Annotated in this window: 12 protein-coding genes; 10 read left to right on the top strand and 2 right to left on the bottom strand. The window is 65.5% G+C overall.

Annotation, left to right across the window (positions count from 1 at the left end; translation table 11 throughout):
* Positions 1–25: 25 nt before the first annotated feature.
* On the bottom strand, positions 26–1,213 hold the full coding sequence (locus tag N2604_RS21645; protein WP_260370255.1) for a pyridoxal phosphate-dependent aminotransferase: 1,188 nt from the start codon (positions 1,211–1,213) through the stop codon (positions 26–28).
* 205 nt (positions 1,214–1,418) lie between these two features.
* Here N2604_RS21645 and N2604_RS21640 point away from each other — a divergent pair, with 205 nt between their 5' ends.
* The 10 genes from N2604_RS21640 (at position 1,419) to aat (ending at position 11,252) form a co-directional block, all read left to right on the top strand.
* A complete protein-coding gene (locus N2604_RS21640; protein ID WP_260370254.1) occupies positions 1,419–2,819 on the top strand; it encodes a M48 family metalloprotease in 1,401 nt (466 codons plus the stop codon).
* An 87-nt stretch (positions 2,820–2,906) separates the two neighbouring features.
* The gene (locus tag N2604_RS21635) at positions 2,907–3,674 is read left to right on the top strand and encodes a DsbA family protein (protein ID WP_260370253.1); all 768 of its coding nucleotides are present in this window, start codon (positions 2,907–2,909) and stop codon (positions 3,672–3,674) included.
* A gap of 216 nt (positions 3,675–3,890) precedes the next feature.
* Positions 3,891–4,679, top strand: a complete 789-nt coding sequence (locus N2604_RS21630; protein WP_260370252.1) for a DUF1236 domain-containing protein — start codon at positions 3,891–3,893, stop codon at positions 4,677–4,679.
* A gap of 228 nt (positions 4,680–4,907) precedes the next feature.
* Positions 4,908–5,375, top strand: coding sequence for a type II 3-dehydroquinate dehydratase (aroQ, locus tag N2604_RS21625; RefSeq protein WP_260370251.1), 468 nt, complete (start codon positions 4,908–4,910; stop codon positions 5,373–5,375).
* Positions 5,376–5,410: 35 nt separating this feature from the next.
* Positions 5,411–5,905 (top strand): acetyl-CoA carboxylase biotin carboxyl carrier protein, encoded by a 495-nt coding sequence (gene accB, locus N2604_RS21620; protein WP_260370250.1) that lies wholly within the window; start codon positions 5,411–5,413, stop codon positions 5,903–5,905.
* Between the two features lie 82 nt (positions 5,906–5,987).
* Entirely contained in the window at positions 5,988–7,346 is a 1,359-nt protein-coding gene (gene accC / locus N2604_RS21615; protein WP_260370249.1) for an acetyl-CoA carboxylase biotin carboxylase subunit, read from the top strand.
* A 105-nt stretch (positions 7,347–7,451) separates the two neighbouring features.
* A complete protein-coding gene (locus N2604_RS21610) occupies positions 7,452–8,978 on the top strand; it encodes a CHASE3 domain-containing protein (protein WP_260370248.1) in 1,527 nt (508 codons plus the stop codon).
* A complete protein-coding gene (locus tag N2604_RS21605; RefSeq protein WP_260370247.1) occupies positions 8,975–9,415 on the top strand; it encodes a response regulator in 441 nt (146 codons plus the stop codon). Before N2604_RS21610 ends, N2604_RS21605 begins: the two co-directional genes overlap by 4 nt.
* The gene (locus N2604_RS21600; RefSeq protein ID WP_260370246.1) at positions 9,412–10,515 is read left to right on the top strand and encodes a sensor histidine kinase; all 1,104 of its coding nucleotides are present in this window, start codon (positions 9,412–9,414) and stop codon (positions 10,513–10,515) included. The genes N2604_RS21605 and N2604_RS21600 overlap by 4 nt, the downstream gene beginning before the upstream one ends.
* A gap of 56 nt (positions 10,516–10,571) precedes the next feature.
* Positions 10,572–11,252 (top strand): leucyl/phenylalanyl-tRNA--protein transferase, encoded by a 681-nt coding sequence (aat, locus tag N2604_RS21595; RefSeq protein WP_260370245.1) that lies wholly within the window; start codon positions 10,572–10,574, stop codon positions 11,250–11,252.
* Between the two features lie 12 nt (positions 11,253–11,264).
* Here aat and N2604_RS21590 read toward each other — a convergent pair whose 3' ends face one another.
* Positions 11,265–12,293, bottom strand: a complete 1,029-nt coding sequence (locus N2604_RS21590) for a DUF2155 domain-containing protein (RefSeq protein ID WP_260370244.1) — start codon at positions 12,291–12,293, stop codon at positions 11,265–11,267.
* Between the last annotated feature and the right edge of the window lie 327 nt (positions 12,294–12,620).

Below are 12,620 nucleotides of genomic sequence, written 5' to 3'. Positions count from 1 at the left end.
CCGGAAGGCTGTCGAAAACTGGCGGCTATTTAAGCCAGTGAGCGATCCGGTCAACCGCCTCTCGCATCTCATCGAGCGAGCGGGCATAGGATAAGCGGATGAATGAACGGCCATGGATAGGATCGAAATCGAGGCCGGGCGTTGCCGCCACGCGCGCCTGCTCCAGCATCTGCTTGGCGAACTCGAAACTGTCCGAGGTGAAGTCCGAGACGTCGGCATAGAGATAGAAAGCGCCGTCAGCCGGCAGGAATCTCGTCAGTCCGGCCTTGGGCAAACCATCGATCAGGACACGCCGGTTTTCCTGATAGCCGTGCTTGATCGCCTCCATCTCGGCCGCGCCGTCGAATGCAGCCTCCGCCGCGATCTGCGACAGCGAGGGCACCGAGATCGAGAGGTTCTGCTGCAGCCGCTCGATCGGCCGCACCAGGATCTCGGGCACCACCATCCAGCCGACGCGCCAGCCCGTCATGCAAAAATACTTCGAGAACGAGTTGATCACGAGCGCGTGCTCGGACAGCGCCGCCGCCGTCACGGCCGGAAACGCGTAATCGAGTCCGTGATAAATCTCATCCGAGATGAAGCGGATGCCGGCGTCTTCCGCCGCCGCGATCAGGCCGGCGAGCGCTTCGCGGGATATCATCGTGCCCGTCGGATTGGCGGGGCTGCCGACCAGAACGCCCTTCAGCGGCGCCTTGCGATGGGCCGCGAGCAGCGCCTCGCCGGTCAGCGCGTGCCGCATCTCGTTCGTGGTCTCGATCAGCACCGGCTCGCAGCCGAGCGCGGTGAGAATGTGTCGATACGGCGGATAGCCCGGCACCGTCACGGCGACGCGATCGCCGGGCTCGAACATCGACAGGAACGCCAAGATGAAGCCGCCCGACGAGCCCGTTGTCACGACGATCCGCTCGGGGCCGACGTCGCAGCCATAGGTGTCGCGATAATGGCGCGCGATGCGCGCGCGCAGGCTGGGGATGCCGAGTGCGGAGGTATAGTCGATCCGTCCAGCCTCGAGCGCCGCATGGGCGGCTGCGATCGCGGTCCTGGGCGCCCCGGCCGCGGGCTGGCCGACCTCCATGTGGATGACATGACCACCGGCGGCCTCGATTCGGGCCGCCGCGGCCATGACGTCCATCACCATGAACGGGGGAACATCGCTGCGGCGGGAGGGCTCGAGCCACTGCGCCAACCGGTTCCTCAATGTCGCATCGTGCATCGATTTCTGCTATTGGCTGGCGAACCGGTCCGTCCGGTCCGAAAACGGGGTGCTTGCGCCCCAGACTGGCCGCATTGTACGGCTCATTAAGGGCACCGCTCACAAGGGCATATCGCGTATCCGGTCCCCCGCCAATCGCCAAAACCAATCACGAAACTGCTTGACCAAGACCACTTGACCGAGCCCGTTTGACCAAGACCGCTTGATGTCGCTCCAGATCGCATTGCGCAAGAAGGCCTCCGCCCTCACCGCCCTCGTCACGGCCACGGCGATCGCGCTGACGCCGTTCTCGGGCGCACACGCGCAGGCCAAGGGGCCGCCGGTCCTGCGCGACACCGAGACCGAGCAGCTGCTGCGCGAATACACGCGCCCGATCCTGCGTGTTGCGGGCCTCGAAAAGCAGAACATCCAGATGGTGATCATCAACGACGGCTCGTTCAACGCGTTCGTCGCGGACGGCCGCCGCATCTTCGTCAATTGGGGCGCGATCCTGCAATCGGAGACGCCGAACCAGATCATCGGCGTGCTCGCGCACGAGACCGGACATCTGGCCGGCGGCCATCTGTCCAAGCTGCGCGAGCAGCTTGCCGCCGCCCAGACCCAGATGATCATCGCGATGCTGCTCGGCGCCGGCGCGATCGCCGCGGGCAGCACCCAGCGCAGCAGCACAGGCAACAACGGGCTCGCCAATGCCGGCGCCGCCGCGATCGCCGCTCCGCAGGAGGTGATCCGCCGGTCGCTGCTGTCCTATCAGCGCCAGCAGGAGGAGAACGCCGACCGTGCCGGCGTGAAATTCCTGACGGCGACCGAGCAATCGCCCAAGGGCATGTACGAGACTTTCAAGCGCTTCACCAGCGAGAGCCTGTTCGCTGCGCGCGGTGCCGATCCCTACCTCCAGTCGCATCCGATGCCGGCCGATCGCGTCGCCGCGCTGCAGGAGTTCGCAGGCTCCAGTCCCTACTGGAACAAGAAGGACGATCCCTCGCTCCAGCTCCGGCACGACATGGTCCGCGCCAAGATCTCCGCCTTCATGGAGCGGCCCGAGACGGTGTACCGCCGCTATCCCCAGACCAACGACAGCCTGCCGGCGCGCTATGCCCGCGCCGTCAGCACCTATCTGCACGGCGATCTGCGCAGCGCGCTCGCCCAGATCGATGCGCTGATCCAGGTGCAGCCGAACAACCCGTATTTCTACGAGGTGCGCGGCCAGGCGCTGCTGGAAAGCGGCAAGGCGGCCGAAGCGATCGCTCCCTTGCGCAAGGCCGTCGCCCTCTCGAACAACGCTCCCCTCATCGAGATGTTACTTGGGCAGGCTCTGGTCGGAACCGATAATAAGGCCTACACCGACGAGGCTGTTCGGATTCTCCGCGCAGCGGTGGCCCGGGAGCCCGAGGCGGCGCTCGGCTATACCCAGCTCGCGATGGCCTATGGCCGGAAGGGAGATTATGCGGAGGCAGATCTCGCCTCGGCCCAGGCCGCGTATTTGCGCGGCGACAACAAGACCGCCCGCGAGCTTGCGACGCGCGCGAAAACCCGTTTCGCCGTCGGCACGCCCGGATGGGTCAAGGCCGACGACATCGTGGCGGCGAAGCCGCCGCGCAACTGACGCACCTCGAACGACGCCCGACCACGACGTCACGTTGAATCCGCCGGGACGTTTCTCGAAACCTGCTTTGGATAAGAGGATTTGACTATGCCTTCGCTGCGCCTGCTCGCTCCTGCATTGTTCGCGCTCGCCATGTTCGGGGCAGCCGTGCCCGCCTCCGCCGACAGCTTCTCCGACAGCCAGCGCACCGAGATCGAGAAGATCATCAAGAACTATCTCGTCAGCCATCCCGAGGTGCTCGAGGAGGCCATGGCCGAGCTCAGCAAGCGTCAGGCCGCGGCCGAAACGCAGAAGCACGAGGCCAGCATCGCGCAGAACGCCGAGGCGATCTTCAACTCGCCGCGCCAGGTCGTGCTCGGCAACAGGGACGGCGACGTCACCTTCGTCGAGTTCTTCGACTACAATTGCGGCTATTGCAAACGCGCGATGGACGACATGCTGACCCTCATGAAGGGCGATCCGAAGCTGAAGGTGGTGTTGAAGGAGTTTCCGGTGCTGAGCCAGGGCTCGGTCGAAGCTGCGCAGGTCGGGGTCGCCGTGCGCATGCAGGATCCCTCCGGCAAGAAATATCTCGACTTCCACCAGAAGCTGCTCGGCGGCCGCGGCGCGGCCGACAAGGCCCGCGCGATGCAGGCCGCCAAGGAAGCCGGTCTCGACACGGCTCGCATCGAGAAGGACATCGCCAGTCCCGAGGTGCGCGCCACCATCGAGGAGAATTTCAAGCTCGCCGAAGCGATGGGCATGAACGGCACGCCGAGCTACGTGATCGGCAAGCAGATCGTGATCGGCGCCGTCGGCGTCGAAAGCCTCAAGGAAAAGATCGGCATTGCCCGCTGCGGCAAAGCGACCTGCTGAGCGACACGACATTGCGTTGAAACAGGCCGGCTCACAGCCGGCCTCTTTTTTTTGCGCGGGGCTCGGACGCAGTTTGTCGCGATCCGGGCGAGCCCGTTCATCCGGCGTTCAAGAAACAAAGCTCGTCGGAACCTCCTGGAATTCGGAACGACCGCGCTCTCCTTTCGTTGTCGGCGCGGGCAATGACGCAAAGAAATCACCTGAGGAGAGGTTCAAATGACTAATCGCTTTTTGGTCTCGGTTGCAGCCTTGGCGCTGATCGCCGGCACCGGTTTCGCCAACGCGCAAGGAACCGGAACCAAGGACTACGGGAGTGGCCAGCAGACCCAGCACAGTACGCAGCCTTCTGGCGAGCGCAGCGGCTCCATGGGCAAGCAAGAGTCCATGGACAAGCAAGACAAGCATGACAAGGGAACGGTCGGTCAGGCCGGCGGCATGAAGGATCAGCCGAGCGCTCATGACAAGTCGACTCAGTCCGACAAGATGAACAAGGACCAGCCGGGTGCGACGCGTGAGAAGTCGACGCAGTCGGAGAAGTCGTCGACGGTCGGCCAGAGCCCGCGGAGCGACGAGAAGTCCAAGGGTAGCATGAGCAAGGAAACCGAGACCAAGGGCACCAAGGACATGAAGGCCCAAGGTCAGGAAGACCGCAGCGGCATGAACGCGCCTGGCCACCAGGGTTCGCAAACCCAGACTCAGACCCAGACCGAGCGGTCGCAGACGACGACCGGCCAGGCTGGCGCGGCCGCCAAGCTCTCGACCGAGCAGCGCACGCAGATCACCTCGGTGATCCGCGAGGAGAAGGTGGCGCCCGTGACCAATGTGAACTTCAACATTGCGGTCGGCACCCGCATTCCGCGCGAGGGCATCACGCTTCACGCCCTGCCGTCCCGGGTCGTGACGATCTATCCGGAATGGCGAACCTACAAGTACGTCCTGGTTCGCGATGAGATCGTCATCATCAATCCGGACACCTACGAGATCGTGGCCGTCCTGAACGTCTAAGGTCGGACACCGGCAATCTCGGGGGCGGGCAGCTTGCCCGCCCCCTTTTGCATGCGCCCGGCACCCATGCTTCGGGCTGGTTAACAAGCAATTTCCGTAGTTTCCGCACAGGTTTTTGCGCACTGGATGAGGTGCTTGAACCTGCCCTCGAGGCCCTTCAAGGCTTCCCCTCACGCGCTTTGTTACCTATAACCCCCGCCACGCCGAAACACCTCTTCCGGGATTGGAATGGCCGAACCTGCAACCGACTCGATCCTCGTCCTGAACGGGCCGAACCTCAACATGCTGGGGACCCGGGAGCCCGACAAGTACGGCCATGCGACGCTGGCCGACGTCGAGGCGCTGTGCCGGGAGACGGCCGCGACGTTCGGACTGAAGGCGGATTGTCGGCAGTCCAACCGCGAAGGCGAGCTGATCGACTTCATCCACGAGGCGCATCGGCGCAAGATGAAGGGCATCATCATCAATGCCGGCGGCTATTCCCACACCTCGATCGCGCTGCACGATGCGTTGCTCGCGGTGCAGCTTCCGACGGTCGAGGTGCATGTGACCAACATCCATGCCCGCGAGAGTTTCCGTCACCATTCCTACACCGCACGCGCGGCTTTCGCCTCGCTCTGCGGTTTCGGCATCGAGGGCTACCGCCTCGCCATCCAGGGCCTTGCCGCCAAGCTCGGCATCAAGCCCAACGCCTGACGCTCCCTTCCAACAGAACATTCGGATCAAACAACATGGCGCGCCAGCCAGACGACAAAGCAGCCGCAAAGTTTTCCAGCGAGGATTCCGCGCTCGTTCGCGAGCTTGCGCTGCTGCTCGATGAAACCAGCCTCACCGAAATCGAGATCGAGCGGGCGGGCCTGCGCCTGCGCGTCGCGCGCAACATCAGCGTTGCCGCGACCATGCCGATGCAGGTGACGGCTCCTCCCGCCGCCCTGCCACTGGCGGCAAGCCCCGCGGCGCCCGCAGCGGCCGCGGCCGATCTGTCGAAGCATCCCGGCGCCGTGACCTCGCCGATGGTCGGCACCGCCTATTGGGCGCCGGAGCCGGGCGCAAAGCCGTTCATCGACGTCGGCGCCAAGGTCTCGGTCGGCCAGACGCTGCTGATCATCGAAGCCATGAAGACGATGAACCAGATCCCCTCGCCGCGCGCCGGCACGGTGACGCAGATCCTGGTCGAGGACGGCCAGCCGGTCGAGTACGGCGAGCCGCTGGTGATTATTGAGTGACGCGAATGGGGAATAGCGAATAGCGAATGGCATCAGCCTTCCCTACTCGCCATTCGCCACTCGCCATTCGCTGCAGGACAACATGTTCGACAAGATCCTCATAGCCAATCGCGGCGAGATCGCCCTTCGCATCCTCAGGGCCTGCAAGGAGCTCGGGATCGCGACCGTCGCCGTGCACTCCACCGCGGACGCCGATGCCATGCATGTGCGGCTGTCGGACGAGAGCGTCTGCATCGGGCCGCCGGCGTCCAAGGACAGCTATCTCAACGTGCCCGCCCTGCTCGCGGCCTGCGAGATCACCGGCGCCGATGCCGTGCATCCCGGTTACGGCTTCCTCTCCGAGAACGCGCGCTTTGCGGAAATCCTCGCCGAGCACAATCTGCACTTCATCGGTCCGAAGGCCGAGCACATCCGCCTGATGGGCGACAAGATCGAGGCCAAGAAGACCGCCAAGCGCCTCGGCATCCCCGTGGTCCCCGGCTCGGACGGCGCCGTCGGGCCCGACGACGATGCGATGGCCATCGCCAGGAAGATCGGCTTCCCGGTGCTGGTCAAGGCGGCGGCGGGCGGCGGCGGCCGCGGCATGAAAGTCGCGCACAGCGAGGCCGACCTGCAGGTGGCGCTGTCGACGGCGGCCAACGAGGCCAAATCCGCCTTTGGCGATGCCTCCGTCTACCTGGAAAAATACCTGCAGAAGCCGCGCCACATCGAAATCCAGATCCTCGGCGACGGCCGCGGCGGCGCGATCCATCTCGGCGAGCGCGACTGCTCGCTGCAGCGCCGCCACCAGAAGGTCTGGGAGGAAGGCCCCTCGCCCGTGCTCGCTGCCGCCGCGCGCGCCAAGATCGGCGAGACCTGCGCGAAAGCGATGCGCGAGATGAAATATCTCGGCGTCGGCACCATCGAATTCCTGTTCGAGGATGGCGAATTCTACTTCATCGAGATGAACACCCGCATCCAGGTGGAGCACCCCGTCACCGAGAGCATAACCGACATCGATCTCGTGCTGGAGCAGATCCGCATCGCCGCCGGCGGCGACCTGCCGGCCAAGCAGGACGAGGTCCAGGTCATCGGCCATGCGATCGAGTGCCGCATCAACGCCGAGAATCCGCAGACCTTCCGCCCCTCGCCCGGCCGGATCCTGCAATATCATCCGCCCGGTGGCCTCGGGGTGCGGATCGATTCCGCCGTCTACCAGGGCTACACGATCCCGCCTTATTACGACTCACTCGTCGGCAAGCTGATCGTGCACGGCAAGACCCGCGCCGAATGCCTGATGCGGCTGCGGCGGGCCCTGGACGAGATGGTGGTCGAGGGCATCGAGACCACGCTGCCGCTGTTCCGTGCGCTGGTGCGCGAAGCCGACATCATCAACGGCGACTACCACATTCACTGGCTGGAGCAGTACCTGGCCGGCAAGGCGGAACCAACCCCGCGATAATACGTCCTCTCATGGAACCCCCTTGGCCCAATCGCGTTTTCTATGGTTCGGGCCGGTTCCAAGGGGGCGTTTTGAACTCCGTTGCATGCAGACAGGTGAACCGTCGTGACGGCTGAAGGCCGCCGACGGCGCGCATTCTGGCAGATCCTGCTGTTCGCAGCGGGCCTCTTGGTGCTGACCGTGATCAGCGCCGGCTCCGTCTACCTCGTCAACAAGGCGCGCGAGGACAGCAAATGGGTGGTTCACACCATCGAGGTGGAGAACCAGATCAATGCCCTGCTGCTGGAGATCCGACGCGCAGAGAGTGGCGCTCGTGGCTACCTGTTGACCGGGGGAGACAACTTCAGGGCTGACCATGACAAGGCCGTGGCCGCCATCATTCCGGCCCTCGACAAGCTCACGCGCCAGAGCGTCGATAATCCGGGGCAACGCGAGAATGTCGAGAAGCTGAGCGCGGCCATCGAAATCCGGCTCAGCCAGTTCGCGCAGGAAATGGCCTTCATCCAGCAAGGCCAGCCGGACAAGGCCACGGCACTGGTGCGTGAGGCGGCTTCCCAGGACGCCACGGCGAGGATCGCCACCGTCGCCAGCACGATGATCCAGGAGGAGGAGCGGCTGTTCCGCCTCCGCACTGCCAACTCCGACAGCAGCCAGACCCTGGCCGCCTCCATGACCGGTATCGGCTCCGGCCTCGTGGTGGCGCTGGCGCTGATCTCGATCTGGCTGGTGCGGCGTTCGGCACGTGTACGCGACGAGGCCGAAGCGCGCCTACGCGATGCCAACCTCAATCTGGAGGCCGTCGTCGACGAGCGCACGGCGGACCTGCGCGAAGCCAACGACGAGATCCAGCGCTTTGCCTATATCGTCAGCCACGATCTGCGCTCGCCGCTCGTCAACATCATGGGCTTCACGAGCGAGCTCGAAGAGCTCGGCAGCGACATCTTCCGCCGCATCGGCAGCCTCGTGCACGTGCCCGCGGGGGGAGCGCCGCTCGCGCCGGCCGCGCCGGGGGAGATCGCGCTCGAAGGCGCCGACAAGCAGCTCTCGGAGGATTTCTCCGAAGCGCTCGGCTTCATCAAATCGTCGATCGCCAAGATGGACCGGCTGATCTCGGCCATCCTCAACCTCACCCGGGAGGGCCGGCGCGAATTCCAGCCGGTGAAGATCGACACGCGCGAGCTGATCGAGGCCATCGTGGCGACGCTGGCGCACCAGGCGGCCGAGGCGCGGGCCGAGATCCACCTCGAGCCCCTGCCGGACCTCGTAAGCGACCGTCTCGCCCTCGAGCAGATCTTCTCCAATCTGATCGATAACGCGATCAAATATCTCAAGCCCGGCGTGCCCGGCGAGATCAGAATCCGCGGGCGGACCAAGCTCGGCTACGCTATCTTCGAGGTCAGTGACAACGGCCGCGGCATCGATCCGAAGGACCACCAGCGGATATTCGACCTGTTCCGCCGCGCGGGAACCCAGGACAAGCCCGGCCAGGGCATCGGTCTTGCGCATGTGCGAGCACTTGTGCGTCGCCTCGGCGGCACCATGTCGGTATCATCGGAACTGAATGCGGGCAGCACCTTCACGATCACGCTGCCGATCGCCTGGAACGTGAGCAACCGGAACCGAGATCGATGACCCAGCCTGTCACCATCATCATGATCGAGGACGACGAGGGCCATGCCCGCCTGATCGAGCGCAACATCCGCCGCTCGGGCGTCAACAACGAGATCGTCTCCTTCGCCACCGGCACCGAGGCCATGCGGCACCTGTTCGGCGCCGACGGCTCCGGGCTTGTGCAGAAGGGTAACGCGCTCCTGATCCTGCTCGACCTCAACCTCCCCGACATGACCGGGATCGACATCCTGAAGCAGATCAAGGAGAACAAATATCTGAAGGCCTCGCCCGTGGTGGTGCTGACCACCACCGACGATTCCCAGGAGATCAAGCGCTGCTACGAGCTCGGCTGCAACGTCTACATCACCAAGCCCGTCAACTACGAGAATTTCGCCAACGCCATCCGGCAGCTCGGGCTGTTCTTCTCGGTCATCCAGGTCCCGCCCGCCGCCACATGAACCAGCGCACGCCGACACTGCTCTACATCGACGACGACGAGGCGCTGGCGCGCCTGGTCGATCGCGGCCTGACGCGGCGCGGCTACCGGGTCGTCCATGCCGCGAGCGGCGAGGAAGGCCTCGAGCGCATCCGCCGCGCCGGTGCTGAAGGCGGCATCGATGTCGTCGCGCTCGATCAGTACATGCCGGGCCTCGACGGGCTCGAGACGCTCGAGCAGATCATGTCGATCCCGGATGCGCCGCCGGTCGTGTTCGTCACCGCCTCGCAGGATTCCAGCATCGCGGTGACCGCGCTCAAGGCGGGAGCGGCCGACTATCTGGTCAAGGACGTTCAGGGCGACTTCATCCCGCTGCTCCACGTCGCCGCCGAAGGCGCGCTGCGCCAGGCCGAGCTGCAGCGCGCGCGCGAGGAAGCCGAGGCCGAGATCCACGCCTCGCGCGACCGCTACGCGGCGCTCGCCGCCGAACGCGAGCTCCTGCTGCGCGAGGTCAACCATCGCGTCGGCAACTCGCTCCAGATCATCGCCTCGCTGCTGCACCTGCAGGCGAGCTCCGCCGCGCAGGAGGAGGTCAAGGCGGCGCTGACCAATGCGATGGGCCGCGTCGCCGCGGTGGCGCAGGTGCACCGCCGCCTCTACACCTCGCAGGACCTCAAGAGCGTGGTCCTCAATCAATATCTGGACTCGCTGCTCGAGGATCTCCGCCGCTCTGCCGAAGGCAACCGCATGTCGCGCCTGACGCTGAAGGCCGAGCCGATCGAGATCGATCCGGACCGCGCGGTCGCCGTCGGCATCATCGTCAATGAGCTGGTGATGAACGCGGTGAAATACGCCTATCCCGACGGCGCCGGCCCGATCCATGTCGAGCTGATCTCCCAAGGCGACGATCTCCTGCTCTCGATCACCGACGACGGGGTCGGCGACAACGTCAAGGCCGATCCGCGCTCCACCGGCATGGGCCAGCGCATCGTCGCGGCCATGGCCACCAAGCTCGACGCCACGGTCGAGCGCGATCCCACGCATTCCGGAACCAGGGTCGTGCTGAAGTTCGGCCGCATGCCCGCAAGCGTCGCCAAGGCCAGCTCCGCTGCGGCGAGCTGAGCGGTCCGGTCGCCACCCATCGCAACCGCATTGCGATCCTGCTATGATGGCAAGCCATGACTTCGCGCGACTCCGCCCCGTCTGAAATCACACCGGCCGTGCTGCTGCGCGCTTATGCCTGCGGCATCTTTCCGATGGCGGAAAGCGCCGACGATCCGACCCTGTTCTGGGTCGAGCCGGAGCTGCGCGGCGTCATCCCGCTCGACGGCTTCCGCGTCGCCTCGCGCCTCGCGCGCACCGTGCGCTCGGATCAGTTTCGCGTCACCGTCAACACCGCGTTCAAGGCGACCATCGCCGGCTGCGCGGCGCCTCAAGTGGGACGCGAGGACACCTGGATCAACAAGCGCATCCGCGACCTCTATGGCGGGCTGTTCGAGCTCGGCCATTGCCACAGCGTCGAAGCCTGGCAGGGCGACGAGCTCGTCGGCGGTCTCTACGGCGTCAGCCTGGGCCGGGCCTTCTTCGGCGAGAGCATGTTCCACAATGTGCGCGATGCTTCGAAGGTCGCGCTGGTGCATCTGGTCGCGCGGCTCATTCACGGCGGCTTCGAGCTGCTCGACACCCAATATGTCACCGAGCACCTGAAGAGCTTCGGCGCCGTCGAGATCTCGCGGCGACGCTACACCGCGCTGCTCGACAAGGCGCTGGCCGGCGAAGCCGGCGATTTCCTGAGGCTCTCCGCCGGCGACGCGATCCCGGGCGCACGCGCCCTCGAGATCATCGCTTCGCGGCAATAACGGACAGCTCGGTTAGCGGCCAAACCCGGGAATGCCGAACAGACCCGGCCGCTGCTCCGGTGGGGGCGGTGGCGGCGGTGCCGGTTGCTGCTGCTGGATCGGCGGCAGCGGCTGCGGCGGGCGCTGCTGCACCTGCTTCGGGGCGGCCTTCTTCTGCGCGGGCGGCGGTGGCGGCGGCTTTGCCGCGGCCGGATCCGGTGCCGCGGTGGCGACGGTCTGCTGCGGCTCTTTGCAGTCGGTCAGCCAGATGTCGTAGATCGGATGCTCGACGCCGTGCAGGCCGGGGCTTGCCGCGTACATCCAGCCCGAGAAGATCCGCTTCACCTCGCCCTGCAAGGTGATCTCGTCGACCTCGACGAAGGCGTCGGTGTTGGCCGCTTCAGTTGCCGGACGCGTGTAGCAGGCGTTGGTTTTGACGCGGAGCGCACCGAACTGGACGGTCTCGCCGATCTCCTCGTCGAAATTGATGATGCGCCCGGTGATCTTGTCGAGGCCGGAGAAAGTCGCCTTCTTGTTCACGATCTTCTGGGCCGGCGGCTCGGTCACGACCTCGTCGCCCGGCTGCAGGCTGGCCGGCGTCTGCGGCACGGCGCCACCCGGCCCGCCCTTCTGCTGGGGCTGGCGCTGACCCGGCGCAGCCGGAGGGCCCGGCGGAGCGATCGCGGCGGATGGCGGCTGGTTCGGCGGCGCGAGGGTGGAGCCCGGCGGCGGCGCCAGGGGCTGGGTTTCGACCGGCCCCGGCATCACGTTGCCCTGCCGGCCCGGAGGCGGCATCGGGCGCGACGGCAGCACCCGGCCCTGCGGCGGCAGCTCCGGCACCTCTTCGTCGTCCTCGGGCATCGGCTGCGGCTGGGGCTGTCCCCGCGGAATGTTGCCGGGCGGCCGCAGCGGCGGCGGATCGGAGAAGATCGTGCCGATCTGCGCCTGAGCCGGCGTCGCAGCCGTCAGTGCGGTGGCGGCCAAAAGCGCCGCAAGTCCGGTCAGGGAAAAGGTTTTGAACATTTCGCGCGGCTTCAACAGCGAATCGGGCTCGTTGGACATTCTACAGGGGATACCGCCGCTCGCAGGCCCTCCGGTTAACACGCCGAATACGGCGGGCGTGTGTTCCGAGGAAAAAATCGTTTACTTTCAACACTAACTCTCGCGTTCATTCACGTTTTCTTCGCGGTTTGACGGGGTTTCCGGGACCAATCCGGGACTGCGACCACAGCTTGCTCGTGCCCCTAACCGTTCCTCAAAAGACGGCCTCGCGCCAGTCTTTTTCGCTGTTCGCCCTCGCGCGCCTTCTTAACACACACCTGTTAGTAAGTCCCAACTCCAGTTGCAATCGGCGCTGTCGGACTTGACCATGCTCCCCTCAGGACTGGT

Origin of the sequence: Bradyrhizobium sp. CB1015 (genome assembly GCF_025200925.1) — a bacterium.
Taxonomy (GTDB): Bacteria; Pseudomonadota; Alphaproteobacteria; order Rhizobiales; family Xanthobacteraceae; genus Bradyrhizobium.
The sequence above is the reverse complement of the archived record's forward strand: the minus strand, read 5'-3'. Positions and strand labels throughout refer to the sequence as shown.

Excerpts from the sequence above, each read along its gene's own strand:
- aroQ (WP_260370251.1), top strand. The coding sequence starts at position 4,908 with ATGGCCGAACCTGCAACCGACTCGATCCTCGTCCTGAACGGGCCGAAC.
- aat (WP_260370245.1), top strand. The coding sequence starts at position 10,572 with ATGACTTCGCGCGACTCCGCCCCGTCTGAAATCACACCGGCCGTGCTG.
- accB (WP_260370250.1), top strand. The coding sequence starts at position 5,411 with ATGGCGCGCCAGCCAGACGACAAAGCAGCCGCAAAGTTTTCCAGCGAG.
- N2604_RS21600 (WP_260370246.1), top strand. The coding sequence starts at position 9,412 with ATGAACCAGCGCACGCCGACACTGCTCTACATCGACGACGACGAGGCG.
- N2604_RS21645 (WP_260370255.1), bottom strand. The coding sequence starts at position 1,213 with ATGCACGATGCGACATTGAGGAACCGGTTGGCGCAGTGGCTCGAGCCC.
- N2604_RS21590 (WP_260370244.1), bottom strand. The coding sequence starts at position 12,293 with ATGTCCAACGAGCCCGATTCGCTGTTGAAGCCGCGCGAAATGTTCAAA.
- N2604_RS21640 (WP_260370254.1), top strand. The coding sequence starts at position 1,419 with ATGTCGCTCCAGATCGCATTGCGCAAGAAGGCCTCCGCCCTCACCGCC.
- N2604_RS21635 (WP_260370253.1), top strand. The coding sequence starts at position 2,907 with ATGCCTTCGCTGCGCCTGCTCGCTCCTGCATTGTTCGCGCTCGCCATG.
- N2604_RS21630 (WP_260370252.1), top strand. The coding sequence starts at position 3,891 with ATGACTAATCGCTTTTTGGTCTCGGTTGCAGCCTTGGCGCTGATCGCC.
- N2604_RS21605 (WP_260370247.1), top strand. The coding sequence starts at position 8,975 with ATGACCCAGCCTGTCACCATCATCATGATCGAGGACGACGAGGGCCAT.
- accC (WP_260370249.1), top strand. The coding sequence starts at position 5,988 with ATGTTCGACAAGATCCTCATAGCCAATCGCGGCGAGATCGCCCTTCGC.